Source organism: Pararhizobium arenae, from assembly GCF_001931685.1.
GTDB classification, from domain to species: Bacteria; Pseudomonadota; Alphaproteobacteria; order Rhizobiales; family Rhizobiaceae; genus Pararhizobium; species Pararhizobium arenae.
The window spans coordinates 1-15,532 of the sequence record NZ_MOOY01000017.1 but is presented as its reverse complement, the minus strand read 5'-3'; the positions used below and the strand labels follow the sequence as shown (position 1 = coordinate 15,532).

11 protein-coding genes and 2 pseudogenes are annotated in these 15,532 nt (G+C 56.5%); 7 read left to right on the top strand and 6 right to left on the bottom strand.

Features of this window, described 5'->3' with window-relative positions; genetic code table 11:
- The 3 genes and pseudogenes from BLX89_RS25245 to BLX89_RS23125 all read right to left on the bottom strand — a co-directional run.
- Nucleotides 1-388: pseudogene (locus tag BLX89_RS25245) on the bottom strand (transposase); the annotation flags it as partial.
- Between the two features lie 278 nt (nucleotides 389-666).
- A complete protein-coding gene (locus BLX89_RS23130; RefSeq protein WP_075293307.1) occupies nucleotides 667-4,278 on the bottom strand; it encodes a TonB-dependent receptor domain-containing protein in 3,612 nt (1,203 codons plus the stop codon).
- Nucleotides 4,279-5,454: 1,176 nt separating this feature from the next.
- On the bottom strand, nucleotides 5,455-6,546 hold the full coding sequence (locus tag BLX89_RS23125; protein ID WP_075293306.1) for a helix-turn-helix transcriptional regulator: 1,092 nt from the start codon (nucleotides 6,544-6,546) through the stop codon (nucleotides 5,455-5,457).
- A gap of 415 nt (nucleotides 6,547-6,961) precedes the next feature.
- Here BLX89_RS23125 and BLX89_RS23120 point away from each other — a divergent pair, with 415 nt between their 5' ends.
- Nucleotides 6,962-7,417 carry a Rid family hydrolase gene (locus BLX89_RS23120; protein WP_075293305.1) on the top strand — a complete coding sequence of 152 codons (456 nt, stop codon included), beginning with the start codon at nucleotides 6,962-6,964 and terminating at the stop codon, nucleotides 7,415-7,417.
- 192 nt (nucleotides 7,418-7,609) lie between these two features.
- Here the strand turns inward: BLX89_RS23120 and BLX89_RS24485 are convergent, their stop codons facing one another.
- A complete protein-coding gene (locus BLX89_RS24485) occupies nucleotides 7,610-7,849 on the bottom strand; it encodes a hypothetical protein (protein ID WP_143523742.1) in 240 nt (79 codons plus the stop codon).
- Between the two features lie 113 nt (nucleotides 7,850-7,962).
- Nucleotides 7,963-8,196: a DUF6894 family protein gene (locus tag BLX89_RS23115; RefSeq protein ID WP_075293309.1), complete on the bottom strand. Its 234-nt coding sequence runs from the start codon at nucleotides 8,194-8,196 to the stop codon at nucleotides 7,963-7,965.
- A gap of 212 nt (nucleotides 8,197-8,408) precedes the next feature.
- Between BLX89_RS23115 and BLX89_RS24850 the strand changes: the two genes are divergently transcribed.
- The gene (locus BLX89_RS24850; protein ID WP_198935192.1) at nucleotides 8,409-8,807 is read left to right on the top strand and encodes a nucleotidyltransferase domain-containing protein; all 399 of its coding nucleotides are present in this window, start codon (nucleotides 8,409-8,411) and stop codon (nucleotides 8,805-8,807) included.
- Between the two features lie 1,217 nt (nucleotides 8,808-10,024).
- Here the strand turns inward: BLX89_RS24850 and BLX89_RS25540 are convergent.
- Nucleotides 10,025-10,327 carry a LexA family protein gene (locus tag BLX89_RS25540; protein ID WP_425348636.1) on the bottom strand — a complete coding sequence of 101 codons (303 nt, stop codon included), beginning with the start codon at nucleotides 10,325-10,327 and terminating at the stop codon, nucleotides 10,025-10,027.
- Nucleotides 10,328-11,286: 959 nt separating this feature from the next.
- Between BLX89_RS25540 and BLX89_RS23095 the strand changes: the two genes are divergently transcribed.
- The 5 genes and pseudogenes from BLX89_RS23095 to tnpA form a co-directional block, all read left to right on the top strand.
- Complete coding sequence (locus BLX89_RS23095; RefSeq protein ID WP_075293302.1) at nucleotides 11,287-11,799, top strand: ferritin-like domain-containing protein; 513 nt, start codon at nucleotides 11,287-11,289, stop codon at nucleotides 11,797-11,799.
- A 96-nt stretch (nucleotides 11,800-11,895) separates the two neighbouring features.
- Entirely contained in the window at nucleotides 11,896-12,285 is a 390-nt protein-coding gene (locus tag BLX89_RS23090; protein ID WP_075293301.1) for an ANTAR domain-containing protein, read from the top strand.
- A 491-nt stretch (nucleotides 12,286-12,776) separates the two neighbouring features.
- The gene (locus tag BLX89_RS23085; protein WP_075293300.1) at nucleotides 12,777-14,423 is read left to right on the top strand and encodes a sensor histidine kinase; all 1,647 of its coding nucleotides are present in this window, start codon (nucleotides 12,777-12,779) and stop codon (nucleotides 14,421-14,423) included.
- A 190-nt stretch (nucleotides 14,424-14,613) separates the two neighbouring features.
- A pseudogene (locus BLX89_RS23080) lies at nucleotides 14,614-14,823 on the top strand (transposase); the annotation flags it as partial.
- 312 nt (nucleotides 14,824-15,135) lie between these two features.
- Nucleotides 15,136-15,532 (top strand): IS66-like element accessory protein TnpA (gene tnpA, locus BLX89_RS24040; RefSeq protein ID WP_083637901.1); only part of this gene is annotated, 397 nt, incomplete at its 3' end.

Genomic DNA, 15,532 nt, shown 5'->3' with positions numbered 1-15,532 from the left:
GGCCGCACGCTGCGATATCGCATGCTCGACCGATCCACCGATAGAACCTCGCACGCCCGACGCTGGCTCACTCCATGCTGTGCACAGACGTGAGCCACCGCATTCCGCTTCACATCGGGCGTCACCATTTTTTTGCGGCGACATCCTTCAGGATCGCATTGTCCAGCATGGCTTCGGCGAGCAGCTTCTTCAGCTTGGCATTCTCGTCCTCAAGCGCCTTCAGCTTGCGGGCATCCGACACGTCCATGCCGCCATACTTCGCCTTGTATTTGTAGAAGGTTGCATCCGAGATGCCGTGCTTGCGGCAGACATCAACCGTCTTCGCGCCCGCCTCCTGCTCCTTCAATTTCCCGATGATCTGTTCTTCCGTGAACCGTGAACGCTCAATCCGTCCGTCTCCTTGATGTGACAGACTCTACCAAATTCTGGAGGAAGTTCAGGGGCTCAGGTCAGTGGCGGCGTCGTCACAACATCACGGAATCTGACGCTGCTTTCACCGCCGTATCGCGCTGAAATCGACGGACGATCTGATCCACGCCAACCCGCCGTGACTCGGCTGCTGTTACGAAACTCGTATTTTCGATGTTGATCTCGCCGGCAGCGTAACCCAGGCACCAATCCATTCTCTATGCAGGCGCCTTTGCCGGTTCCGTATCATAGAGCAATTCAAAAGCGTGCCCGAATACTGCCGAGCAGGGTTCGTCCGGGGGCCGCGACGCCGTAGGCAACCTGAAAGTCCGTGTCGAAAACATTGAGCAGTTGAAGGCTCGTTTCCAGATGACCGTCCGGGGATTTCCAGGACAGGCCGATATTGGTCAGGGAAAACGGATCTAGTTCCAAGCCGTTATCCGTGCCGGCTCTCTTCCCGATAAAGGTCTGCCCGATTGTCGCAGTCCAGCGATTCGGATCAACGTAGGTGAGGCCGACCTGCGCCATTTGTTCAGGTACCATGGGCAGTCGGATATCTTCGGGTGCGTCGGGCGAGGTGTTTTTGCTGTCCATCAGTGTGAAAGAACCATAGGCACCAAAACCGCCGCCGATCCAGTAATTGGCGCTCAAGTTGATGCGATCGATATTCCCCTCGCTTGCGCCAAAACGGGTATAGAGTACATCGGGTACTCGCAGCGAAAGACCGTCCAATCTCTGGTTCTGATACTCGGCTGCCGTAAAGAAACGTTCGGACCATTCCGCGTCCCAACGGAGTGCCCATGTTTTCGAATGCCCGGTTGTGATCAGCGGCAAGTCAAGCGGCGCAAGCCCGACCGTTGAAATCGGCGAAAGGGTATAAGGCGAATCGAGACTTGTATCCTCGCGGTAATAGGCGCGCAGCCAATGGTTCTCCGCAGGCGCCCAGGCAATCCCGAAGCGTGGGTCGATGCGATCATAATCTCCGCCGTCCTCTACCCAGTTGTAGAAGAGGCCGCCTTGAAACTGAAGCGATTGATCGATCTCCCAGAGTGCGTCGCCGTAAATGCGCGCAGAGCGACCTGACGATTCAAAATCTGGCGATGTATATTCGTCACCATTCCAGAATGTGTAGACCGAGTAGTCGTAGTTGCCGCTCCAGACACTCCCTTCCAGCCCGTAGCGCAACGTAACGGGGCCAATGCCCAGAAGGTGCGACATGCCGGCCGTCAACGTGCGTTGGCGTGTGTTTTCTTTAAGTTGAAACAAGGCATCATCGTCCAGAATGGGATCGTAGTCGATAAAATCGATCTCCGTGTGCTCCCGGATATCATTTCCCGCGACGAAAGCCTGGATCACGTTGCGGTCGGAAATCGCGTGGGCCCAGCCGACGCCTAGATTGGCGAAGCGAGTATCGCTGATGTCGTAAGGTGTTGGGTTCCAGTCCGGCCCGGGATATCCCTGCTCGGTACGCCCCGCATTGGCGAACACGAAGATATTGTCTTCGAGGGTCGGACGCAGGCCGATCTGTGCATTGACGGCCGTAATGTCGTCGCGGTCGTTCTCGCGCGGGCTGTCGGGGCGCACCATGTCAGCTTGAAGGTAATAGCTCACTGGCAAGGCAGCGTAACTTGTACCCTGCAAAAGCATCTGGTCATTCCAGCCGATATCGCCATCCTTCTCCCACATCACCCCGCCCGTGAGCGAGGCTTCAAAAAAAGCACGGCCTTCAAGCGAACTACGCTTGGCTTCGCTGGAAACCGCCATGGGGTCGAGCAGCAGCGCCTGCATCTGAGAGGAGAATGTCGAGCTACCGGGCTGCCGGCGTTCCTGTGGCGTCAGAAGCGGTGATGCGCCGCTGAAAGGCGTATCGCGTCCGCCGTCTGCCTCATCGAGATAGGACGAGCCCTTGAACGGATCATAACCTCGGTCGGCATAATAATCGCCCCATTCGCTGAGGCCGAGATTATCGAGTGTGACGCCAAGGAAGGAGCTCGCCTGACGGTTGGCGTCATAGCCACCGTAGTACCCGCCACGCGCCTGTCTGCGCCGCAGCGCCTCCCGAGCCTGTTCGATTGCCTCGTCGGCCCGGAACTGGTCAAGTGCAATGCCGGAGCGGATCAGCGGAATGGAGGGATTGTCGTCTTCGTAGCGGTCGGCATTGTCGAGTGCCTGGATCGCCTCGTCCTCATTGCCGTTCTGATAGGCGGCGATTGCCAGTCCGATCAGGCTGTCGCCATAAGTCGGGTTGACGGCGGACGCTTCCAGCAGAGCGCGTTCGCCTTCATCGGTCTTGCCCATGCGCAACAGGTATCGCCCCTTGGCTGCCAGCACCGCATAGGATTTGGCATCGAGTTTTTCGGCGATGTCGAGCGCGGATTTCGCTGCCTTCAGTTGCTCGTTGTCCATCAGGAAGCGAGCGTAGTTGGCATAGAGTGCGGCGTTCTGCGGATTGAGTTCGATTGCGCGCCGATGCGCATCGTCAGCTTCGACGATCGCGTTTCGATCGCTCTGGACGATACCGATCTCATTCCAGACGGCATCGGCACCCGGAGCCACTTTCACGGCCCGCTCCAGCTCCACAAGCGCGCCGTCGAGATCACTGTTGACGGCGGTACGGAAGCGGGCGCTGGTCAACAGGGCTGTCGGGCTGTCCGGATCGAGCGCCAGGGCGCGCGCCAGAGCTTCGCGAACCTCGTCACGACGGTCGAGCTCGAAGGCAAGCTCGGCACGCGCTGCTGGCAGGCGTGCATCATCGGGAAAGCGGCCCTCCGCTGCCTTCAGAAAATCGATCGCCGCCGCCGTTCCGCGGTCGTTGGCAATGATGGAGGCCTGGGCCAGGACACCGGCCGGGGTGTCGTCATAGCTACCCATATCCGGCGGACGTGTCTGGCGATCGGGATCAGAAAGCGTTTGGGCGAACCAGAGGCCGTAGGCCGCAGACGCACGTCGCTCACGTTCGAGACCCGGCATTGCCGCCCGAAAAAGACGTGCAGCGTCGTCATAATGCAGGTCGTTTCCGGCAATCATGGCTTCGACGAGTTTTGCGCGCGCTTCGAGCGGGCCGGGCAGCGGGCGGGGCAATGAGCCGATCGCCGTCTTGGCAGCGGCAAAGCCGTCATATTCCAGTGCTGCTTCCGCAAGTAACAGTCGATCTTCGGTGCTGCGGGCAGCGTCCTCAAGCGACAGGATACGGCTGCGCTCCGCTCGCAATACCGCCGGTTTCAGGGTGCTGACCGACAGGCTGGAAAAAATGCCGCGCAGCTCGCTATAAAGCAGGATCTGTTCGCGTTCTTCCAAATTGACCAGCGTATATTTCCGCGGTGCCTGACCGATCGCAACCGTCGCGCCTTCCCCTTTCGCAACCGCAACCGAGCCTTGCGGGTTGGAGAGCGAAACCGATCCTTCGAACACCGAAAGCGTCGTCTGGTCGCCGTCGACGGTCAGCGTCCAGTCCGTGCCGCGGATGGCGGCAGCAGCGGCCGGTGTGTCAACCGCGATGCTGCTGCCGCCGCGCTTCGCACGCGCCCATATCGTGCCGCCCTGCAGTTCGAGCCGGCTATCGGCGCTGGCGTCGATGGAGCGCACGACAAGGGTGGTGTTTCGCCCCATGCGCACCTGTGTATCGTCAGCGAAGAGAATGGCGAGACGGCCTTCCGCGTTGGTGCGCAAGGTATCGCCCGCCAGAAGCGCCTGATCGATTTCGACCCCGCGCCAGTTTTCGAGTTCGACGAAGCGTGCCTCTTCGCCGGATTTGCGGGAAATGACCGAGCCTTCGGCAGTGGACGGACGTGGCAGGACCTCCGCCCAGGCGGTTCCCGCGAACGACATCACGCTCCCCAGCGTCGCCAAGGCGACAGCACGCACGCTCATCCCCAACACCACAGAAAACCGTTTAACGGCGCGACTATGGTTGGGCCTTCAAGACATTGTCAATCTTTGAAAGAACTGCTTCCAAAGAAGTTTAAGGCTGTTGCGACTTAAACATCGACTAAGTTCTATGGCGACAAAACTTGTAACTCTAGCTCTTGGATACGATCTGTGGATCGTGAACGTCAGGCCAATCCAGCAGTTTAACGTCGATTAACGGGTGCGGAGCTGGGCTACCCCGACGCATCTCCGTCGCTAAGTCGAAGGAAGCTTCTACACGCTTCGAGAAGCTGTGAAAGGGTCAAGGTTGGCGGAAGGATCATCGGCACGTCGTCCAGTATCGTCCGACTGCGCATACCGACCCATGGGCCTTATGCGCCACCAAAGGGTCGATGGAGATATACGCGCACATCCTCGCTAAAGAGCTCGCTTGACGCAAGATTTCCGGCAACCTCATCGCACCGGATCTGGTGGCGACCTCGCTTTTCTTTGATGGCAAAACAGATTAGCAGGTGGCCGGCTTTCGAAGGGTACCCCGCATGGCCGTTTCGGTGAGCCCACCGACATCGCAGAGACAATTGCGGTTCTTTGCAGCCAAGGAGGCTGGTGAGTTCACGGGCAGAAGATCTATAACAACGGCGGCGTTCTCTAACAGCTAGGCCCCAGCCACTGGCCGGGGCGCACATTAATCGCCGTATCGTATGCGGAAATGACATTAATCGAAGAGCCAGAGTTCAGGAAGCGCGCATTTTCGCTTGCCGCTTCACTGCCTATCATCCTCATCTTGCTGGTGGCGGCGCCATTGGCGGCAGCAGGAGGCCTCAGCTAGATTGTTCAATAATGGTACGGGCTACCGTATTTGGGGGACGCATCGTTGATCGTGGTCCGCTACCTTCAAAACATTAGGTGGCGGGAGCCGCCATTGCTCTGCTTGCATCTGAAATCGTGCCAATGCTCGAAAACTTCGATCCCACCCTTCTTATCTTTTCCTTCCAGCTCGGTTTCTATGCCGTTGTTGCGATGATCTGTTGCGTCGAAACGCTGCTCGAGAGTCGCCTGGCGGGAGATCGAAGGTAGAAAGGATGGAGGCTTGCGATCGTCATTGGCCTCCTTTGGCCGCTGCCAATCCTATTCGTCGGGCTCGGCTGCGCCATGGCGTTTATCGCGCGGCGTCGCAGTTCAGTCGGTCCGAACTAAAATTCGTGCATTGCCCTTCGCAAAGGCGGAGAAGCGGGCAACCACTTCCGTCTGGCGCGTGCACCCGCATTTAGCCATCAGACGCTTCAGATGTGTCCGGGTGGTTTCGACACGCACGCTCAGTCGCTGCGCGATAGCTTCGACCGCATACCCCTCCAGCAATAGTTCGGCTGTGCGGGCTTCGGCTTCCGTAAAATCGTAGAGGCTGCGAGCGAGGCGCCGGAACGGCAGTCCCGGCACATTGAGCGGTACGAACGCAACAATCGCATCGACGCTGGTGAAAAGGTCCCGACCCTTAAGCGCGAGAGGAACGATGTGCGCTACAACCGATAGGTTCTCGATACTCAACAGGGCTAGCGAGTGAGGGACGCCATGGACGGCAAGCCCGCCAAGCGCCTCTTTGAGCTGCTTCTGGGCACTCGCATCCTTCAGAATCAGTTTTCCAAAGGCACCCTCGACGACGATATTCTTGAGCGTATTGAACGCTGCGTTCGCCGCGCGCATTTTGCCATTGCCCGTCACCGCAACAGCCGGTACGTGCAGTATGTCGAGTCCGCTCAGATAGCCATTAACGCGCTCGATGCCAATCTGGTCTGCGATAAGGATCGAGCGCGCGATATGTGGCTGAAGCTCATCAAGCATTGAGACGATATCGCGCGTCACAGGACCTTTTTTGTAAGTCCTGTCGAGGGAGAAAATCGACATCCTGCCTGTGGCACCGGGAATGAGCGCGCCAGTAACCCAGCCCAGTCCGCGCGGCCTCAGGAAATCTGCGTAGATGGGGTGAGTTTGGATCTCTTCGGCGGTGCAGAGATCCGCGTCTGTGAGGAAGCCAATGGCATCCCTGGAAACCAAGCGCTGGGCGCGGATGTTGTATTCGGACCAGCCCTCATGAAGCAAGGCGTCGAGATGCGCCTCGCAATTGCGGGAGGATGCCCGTGTAAAACTGCTACTATCCACGCAAAACAGCGAGCCACCATCACAATCAAATCGTTGGGCCATGGTTTCGATAACGTCGGGCCAGAGCTGCGGCAGTACCGCAGCTTGATAAATAGAATTGATGACGCCGTGCATGCCGAGTTCCCAGTATAGACAGTAGCAACATCCTACCGGAATTATCTAAAATATTACTGAAGGAGATGACTTTCCGCGAGGATGGGACGTGGATTCCTTCCAGAGGATCCTAACGTGGGTGGCACAAGCGGAGCCGCTCCTGCCGACAAAATCCAACATACATCTACGAAAGCTGATGAAAAGGGCGGAAGGGCCAAGGGCCTTCTGTACCTATTGGCTTCAATAACCCTGTTTATCTTGAGGTTCGCCGAGATCTCGACGCGGCAGATGAAGCTATTTTTACGCAAAATGCGCAGAGGACCTGCAATATGGTGTCTTGCGAAAAGCGCAATTCAGTCATGAATATTATTGCAATTCACGGGTAGAACCGCGTCGGCCATCATCACTCCCGAACCAAGTGGCAAAGGAGCTGACGATGACAATGCACCAAAACCAGACCAAGATCGAGACTGCAAACCATGGCGTTCCATGGGAAAAGGCGTTTGGTTACGCACAGGCGGTGAGGGTCAAGGATACGATCTACATTTCTGGGCAGCTCAGCCACGATGCAAGTGGCAATCTTGTTGCACCTGCCAAGGTTGATGCAGCAGGGAAACCGGAATCGTTCGAGAATATGGACCAGCAGATTCGGCAGACCTACGAGAACGCGCGGATATTGCTGGAGCGGTTTGGCGCCTCCTTCGATGATGTTGTCGAGGAGACCCTGTACGTCCTGGACGTTGATGCTGCATTCGGTCCGGCTGCGGCCATTCGTAAAGCAGTCTATGGCAGCGACGTGCCGCAGGTTGCGAGCAATATCATTGGCGTGAACCGGCTGGCGTTTCCTCAGCAACTGGTTGAGGTTGCTTTTCGCGCAGTTGTTGATCGCTGATAAGAACACAAGTCGTCATACAGTACGATGACAACACCTAACCCGCCAAGTTCTCATAAAAGTTGCTGATATCTTGATATTTGCAACCTCTGCTTAACGTCACCCGGGTATAACGGTTATGCTTGTGGGCGGAACCCCTAAGCATCGGCAAGACTCCACGCCACGAACGTAATGGGGTCTTGCCACCCTCTCTTAAGCCACTTCTTCATGCCATGGCGAGGTAAGATCTCCGAAAATTGCCATCCGCGCGATATGATGGAGGCGCTGCTCTGCTATTGCCTCGGTTGTGTCATGCAACGAGGAAAGCCGATGAATGGTCATATCGACCAGCATCGACTGACTTTTTTCATCCGTGCAGTAGTGTCGAGCCCATACCGCCAGCGCAGGACGTAGATCTTCGGCTTTCTTTGATATGGCTGCGGGATGCGGCAAAGCTCCCTCCGATCCGGCAGGCGTACGCACACATCATCACGGCCGCTGCCCAAGATTTCGGTTCGCAGCAGTAGTTAGAGTGGGCGCGTCCGCCATCAAGGGTGCGACCGCCGTCAGATTTTGAGGACCGAACGGAATGGAACAGTACCAATTACAACACCGTCTTCTGTTGTGATCTCGAAGACCTGACCATCGATCTCATGGCCATATTTCAGCTTCTCGGCGCAGATTTCACGGGCGGCGGCAATCGCTTCTTGTATGGCCACCTGATCGTCCGTGAGCTGAACGCCCTCCAAATCCTCGTACAATGTGTCATGGTCGCGGGTATGGAAAAAATATTTGGGCATGGGCACCTCCCCACCCACAACCTTCGACATTTCAGTTGGTTCCTCTCGATCAGGCCCCAAAGCACGATCGAAGCATTGACAGCTACCATTCGCCAGCACGCCTGTCGCCGTCGCCTTCATTGAGCGTACGCCGTTGCCCACGATTCGATCTGGAAACGGTTGCGATTGGAGCGCCGCATGCTCTATCCTGAGGTGCTGGCAAGGAGAATCAGATGCCCAGCAACGTTCCTCAAGCTCATGCGAACTACCTCGAACACGTCCGCAATGCAGTCGCGTCGGATGATCGGTTAAGCGCCCTTCTGATTGGAGGGTCCTATATTCATGGCGGGCTCGACGAGCATTCCGACCTGGACTTCGTCATTGTCGTCAACGAAGACAGCTACCCGGACGTCATGGCAACGCGTTTGGCCTTTGCCAACGCCCTTCCAGATCTTGTTAATGCATTCACCGGCGAGCATGTGGGGGAGCCGCGTCTTCTCATCTGCCTCTACGGGCCCCCGCTTCTGCACATCGACCTGAAATTTGTCTTGAAATCCGATTTCTATCATCAAATCGAGCGGCGGGCTATTTTGTTTGCCAGGAATCCGGCGGAGACGGAAGCCCTTGTTTAAGCCGGAGAGGTTGCCTGGCCCAATCATCCCCCAGAGTGGTTCGAAACGCGGGCCTTGGATTTGGCTGCACTATGCGGCGACCAAACTTGCACGCGGGGAACTGTACGAGGCAATCGGTATGCTTGCCTTCTTCCGCGAACAGGTTCTGGGGCCGCTCATTTATCGCCGCGCTTGGCAAAAGCCAGCGGGGGGTAAGACGTCTCGAAGCACTTGGATTGGACCAGGACGTGCGGCTTGCGGCGACCGTCACTGAAAATAACGCCTCTTCCGTACACACGGCTATTGAGGCATCCATCGACCTCTATATGGACCTGAGGTCCGACAGTCCGCCGTCGCAGCCAACAAGAGCGATGCCTCAACTGCTTCGCGACTTCATCCAGAACAGCCTATCAACCTCGCGTTGAAGTGCGGTAACGAGACAAGCAACGGCGCGTCGGTAGTCCCGGCGCATCGGTGTATAAGCAGGCGACGCGATGAGTGGCTACGCCGAGATTTCCGAGCATTCGTTACACAGGAAGAATTCTGCCGCAACTGAGGTGTTGGTTGGGAACAGCCGGCCGCAATGGACGCACGTTTGATCCAGTTCTACCGAGGACCAGGAAACATCCGAGTGCAAAGCCTCCCGCTCGTCAGAGGCAGGATCCGTTGTCAACGCATTATCTTTCGTCGGGGAAATAGAGCTGGCTTTACGCATCTGCTTCTCCTGCTTGCAGGCGGAAGCACGTAGTAACCCTCAGTCGCTACCGCCTGCATGATCGTTGGCAGCGATGTACGGAGGTTATAGGTATTTGGGAAAAGCGCAACGACCTATATCGTGATCGCTTTGCGATTCGAAGAGGTTGCCTCTACCCCTTCCAGCCTAGGAGGCGACAAGATTCCTCCGCAGCTTTGACTGCAGCGTGTTTCGTGGGGAACGGGCCAAGGGTAGTGAGTTTGTCGCGAAAACTAACCAATATCGTCTTGCTGATAGGATCGTGGATCAGTTGCATATCCTTGTCATAAGGATCCGACTCAACTGACACGCGCGTCACTCCGAAACAAACATCCATTCAATCTCATATAGTCATAAAACCGTCATTTCGACACTAAGCAGTTCCTTATATAGCATTTTCACCAGTAACATTTTTGGGAGCTTTGTACTGAGATGCTGCAGGCACATGTTGTGCTGCCAGGCAAGCTTTTGAGACTCGAGATACTTCTATCGTCTGACGGACCAGCTAAGACGGTCGATATCTCCCGGTAAAATGATCCCCTAACGCTCTGGTCAATGATAAAGTTAATCGGCGCCGGCGCCTGTGCTCCTCCCAATCATGCAGGATATGGCACCGCTGACAGAACGCTTTGACATTGTGCGGGTGGTTATGGACCGGATCATGGTGGAGGATGGTCGGACCGTTTCGGACGACGTAGCGCTTGATCGTGAACTCACCATCGACCAGCACCAGCACGATGGACTCATGCGCCGGCGTCAGCGCCCGGTTTACGATGGCGATCTCGACGGGGAAGATGCGAGCGGCCATCATGCTGAGCCCGTGACCTGCACCGCGAACATCGCAGCGGGATAAAAATCAGGAGCTCGTTGAAATCGAGCGGCCGCTCCATGTAGTCATCGGCCGGGGAGGGAGAACCTTAAGGTGCGGTGGCGCTCACCAATGGCACGGTCTGCGCCAAGTGCGGCTGTACATCGGGGAAGGCGTTGACGTCGCCGGCACTAATGCCGCGATCGGCAAATCTCTTAGCCAGATCCGCCACTGGCACTGCAAGCGCACAACCTTTGGCGCCTGACCACGACGCCGGCCTGCGCCGTCTCGGCGTCCACCTGGATGCCTGGTTGTGATCATGATCCCTCTCCACTTGAATTCTGTTACAAGAATTACGCGGCTGGCGCTTCCGTTCCGATGGAAAAACAAAAAAAAAAGCCCGGCAGGGGAGGCCGGGCAGTATCAAGAAGGTGAAGGACCTATCACTCCCCTCACAGCCTAGGACATAGCGCGCTCGCAGAGGCTTTCAAGATCCTGGTACGTCAGGTCTCGTTCCCTCGTCATATAACGCGAGAAGGCACCGGTGCGGTTAACACCGGTGCCTTCTGCCGCTTGCATCACCGGACCTTTGATGCCGGCGGAGCTTAGCAACTATAGCACAGCTGAACATTTTAAAGCAGGCGCCGAGCGTTATTGCCGGTTTGTTCTGGTTTGCGATGCCCTATCGTTCAATGGCGGTTGCAGGAGCCCTCCTGCAACCCTGCCTGACCGGCGAGGTCGGGGATAGCAAGGGCAGGGTATCAGGCGGCGGGCGCACAGGCGTGCGGCGATCCTCGGAGACCGCCCTCTTGCCCGCGCGAGGGGCGATGCCCCTTAGTTATTCTTGCGGCCAAAGCTGCATTCCGGAATTGCTCCGCCTGGAAACGATCCCGTCGAGCTCGACGGAACAACCTCTAATACAGCGGGTTTTAAGTGCTCCAACAGGAAAGGACGCACGTATGTCGGACGACAAAATCCGCGATATCTTTGTATATGGCTTGCGCAATGCCCACGCGATGGAAAATCAGGCGCTATCCATCATGAAGCCGCAGCTTGAGCGGATCGAGAATTACCCAGAAGTGGCAGCCAAGCTTGAGCAGCATATCCGCGAGATCGAGGGCCAGATCCAGCGCCTTGAGGACATTCTGGGTGGACTAGCCGAAAGCCACTCTTCGCTAAAGGACATGGCCTTGTCTTTCACAGGCGCAATGGCGGCGATGGGCCATTCAATGGCGGGCGATGAGATTCTCAAGAACTCCTTTGCCAACTTCGCCTTCGAGAATTTCGAGATCGCAGCCTATAATTCACTCCTGACGATCGCAGAACAGGGCGGCTACGCCGAGGCGACCACCGGGCTACACGCGAACCTCCGCGAAGAACAAGCGATGGCGGTATGGCTGGACGAAAACCTGGCGAATGTCACGCTCAAGTTCCTGTCATTAAACGAAGCCGGGGAAACGGCGAAAATATAAAATATGGTTTCAAGCAAGGGGTTTGCCAGGTAAGTTTCTGGAATGGTCATGTTACAATAATTCCTCATGATCACACACGCCGCCTGGAGAACGCCCTTGTCTATCAGCATCTCTACACGCAGACACCCGCTTCCATTCAAACGAGCAGTCGTCCTGGAGCGGGATTTACTATTTGCCCTAAACATAGAAGCAGATCTCAAAGAGTTCGGGCTGACGGAAGTCAGGTCGTTCCCGACCAATGGCATGGCATTGACAGCCCTCGTCAATTTCCAGCCAGATATCGCGCTTATTGATACCGAAGTTACCGACGGGACCACAGATGCGCTCCGGGTTATGCTGGAGATCAAGGGTATTCCCATGGTGATCGTTTCCCATGAGCAACCGGAAGCCCTGGGCGTGATACCCTGGCTACCAAAGACGTATCACCCACATCAGCTTCTGTTCGCGCTTGAGACCGTCGAGGGAATGCGCAAACTTAACCATTGATCACGATCGCTGAGTCAGGAGGTTAGAGCTCCGTTGGCTCGGATTGCATTTGCGCCAAGCGCAGCGCCTTAAGCCGCTCTGTTTTCAGTCTGTCAGCCTCACGCTTTTTTTGCTCTTCCTCATTCGCTATTATCTTTGACTGATCGAAATTACCACGCGGAGACGGTCCTCTGCTGCGACGTTTCCTATCTTCCATCATATCTATTTCCCGAGAACACATCATGAGCCGGCGTCGTTGCCGGGTAATACGGATTCAAATAATCGCGACCTTGGCTTTGGCAAGGAGTCAAGGATGGGGCAGGGCTGTAGAAAGCGAGAGAATCCCAATGCCCATGAGGGCATAATAATATTTGGCCTGCCGGAGAGCGGTGGAATTTGCGGGGAAGGTAATATAAGCACGTCCGAATGTTCATGTGCGGTTGCGGAGCAGCCCATAGCAAGATAGCAAGCTACGGAGAGACTTTCAGAAATCGCCTCAGGGCAGGTGACTCATGAAGATGCGATTGTTCGCGGTAGCAGCTGCTGCGCTGATACCGACGTTGGGCTTGCTGATCTACAATGAGATCGCCTCCCGTCACCAGCGATCGGAGGAGCTCAAGACCGAGGCAGCGGCTTCGGCACGTCTCGCTGCCTCTGAAATCGAGCGAATTCTGGAGGGTGCACGCAGTCTTCTGGTTGCAGTGTCTGCCATCCCATCCATCAATGCTCTCAGCGGCGAAAACTGCACTCAGACACTAAACAGCGTCGCAAGCCGGATTGCTCATACGGGTGCGATTCTCCTGATCGATACCCAGGGGAAACTCGTTTGCGATAGCCAAGGGCATCCCCCCGGAACCGACTTTTCTGATCGGCCTTATGTTCAAAAGGCCCTGCATGCAAATGACGTGGTTGTGGGCGAATATACGATCAGCAAGCTGACAGGTGCGGCCGTGTTGCCGATCGCGATGCCGATCAGGCGCGACGACAAGGTGGTTGGGGTTTTGGGGACCGGCATCCGCATTTCCTGGTTGCAGCAGCGTATTCAAGAGCGTGGTGTTCAGGAGGGAGGCGCAGTTACGATCGCAGATCAAGGCGGGACAATATTGGCCCGTGTGCCGTTTCCTGAGCGATTTGTAGGGACGGGTATTCCTGATACATACCGCTCCTTAATGACGGCTGATACCCCGGGCACCATCGAGATTGTGAGCCAGGATGGAACTGAGCGTATCCTTGGCTATGAGCCGATTACCTCTTCCAGGCCTCTATATGTAAGCGCTGGGTTGTCTACCCAGGTGGCCTATGCGGAGATCAACCGGGCGACGTGGGTAGGGGCGCTAACGCTGTTGCTGAGCACGTTGGTTGCGATATTTGCCGCGCACTGGGTTGGCAACCACTTCATTCTTCAGCCTATCGGCCGCATCATGGACACACTGCAGCGACGACGTAACGGCGAATCCAGGGCGCGCACCAGGATGTCCGGTACGTTCGAACTGGACGTCGTAGGTCGTTCACTGGATAAGCTTCTCGATCAGCTTGATCAGCAACATGAGGCACTCGAGAAGACCGATCAGAAGCGCGCTCTGCTGGCTCGCGAACTCAGCCACCGGGTAAAGAATACCCTGACGATCATTTCCGCCCTTGCCCGCCAAACCTTTCGAAAGGATCGAAAGACAGTCGAGACCTTCAGCGAGCGCGTAAGAGCCCTCAGCGGTGCCTATGATCTGTTTCTGTCCGGCGCAGACCACAGCACGGATCTCGCTACGCTCATAAACAACGCGCTACGGCCCTACGGCGATCTTGCAGAACAGAGATGCCATTGCAGCGGACCGCCGGTACAGATTGTGCCGGAGATGGCTTTGGGTCTTTCGCTCGTGATCCATGAGCTGATGACCAATGCGATTAAGTACGGGGCACTCTCAAACCAGACCGGGCATATCGACATTGGTTGGACACGGACAAGGCAAGAGGTCATGTTCTCCTGGCACGAGCGGGGAGGTCCCCCTGTGGTTGCGCCAATACAAGAAGGGTTTGGCTCCAAACTCATCCGAAATGCGCTACCCGCCCACCACGAGACAAAGATCAAGGTTGATTATCTTGCGCAAGGGCTACGCTTTGTTCTTGTATTCACTGACGTTTCGCGTGCCTCACGCAAGGTTTAGGCAAATCTCGTCCCATATGTCCCATATCAAGCGTTTATTGAGCCTGAATGGTGAAGCACATAAGCCAGCCGGCACGTGCGAGTTTGGATCTAACTTATTGAATAGATGGCGTGGTTGCCGCTCTACCCACCCGACCATCCTCTGATAGAACGTGCCGGGTGGGTAGAGCGGCAACCACTCCACCTATTCAATCGTCACGAAGCTTCGTCAGGTTGATGTGCTGAATGCGCAGGGAAAATCGATGGCGGAGGCGATCCGGTCGATAGGCGTGACCGAAGTTACATATTACCGGTGGCGTTCCGAATACGGCGGCTTGAAGGGCGACCAGGTAAAGCGCCTGAAGGTGTTGGGAGCGGAGAATGCTTGGCTCCGGTGCGCCGTTTCCGACCTCACCTTTGAGCTCGATGGGCCGGACATCATGATCCCGGCCCCCGCGGTTCATTCTCTCGGCCTGGTACTTCACGAGCTGGCCGCCAACGCAGCGGTTCATGGTGCTCTTGCGCAATCGAATGGGAGGCATTCTGTTAATGGCAACCTGAAGGTGCGGGTTTTGTCCTCCATTTTACTGAACTCGGCGGTCGCCGGCCGCCAGCGGCGGTGACGCGGGGGCTTCGGGAATGCAATTCTCGCGTAAGCGCGAATTTCTCCGCACCTTCTGAAGCGCGGTACTCTCAGGCATGAGGTGTCCACCAAAATAAGTGGACACCAAATCATGGATGAAGATGCTCCTAAACTTCAGGTGCGGCTTGTTGGTCGCGGCGGCCGCCGTCGATATGACCCTGCTTCGCGTGATCGGCTCGTTGCAGCGTGTTTAGAACCTGGCGTTTCGGTCTCTCGACTTGCGCGGAAACACGGTGTGAATGCCAATCTCGTACGCAAGTGGATAAAGAAGGCCCTGGAGCAGCGTCCTTCGCCATCGGTCGCGACCTTCGTTCCAGTTCAGATTGCTCCCGCTATGCGGCCGGGTTCTGGCGGCGATTTAGCGCCGAAGAGCGTGGCGGTAGGCAAGCCGTGTTATGCATCCAAGGTGAGCGCGCTCCTGCCGAACGGGATCAGCCTGACCGTTGAGTATGACGATGAGAATGGGCTGGCCGCAATCATAGGAGCGT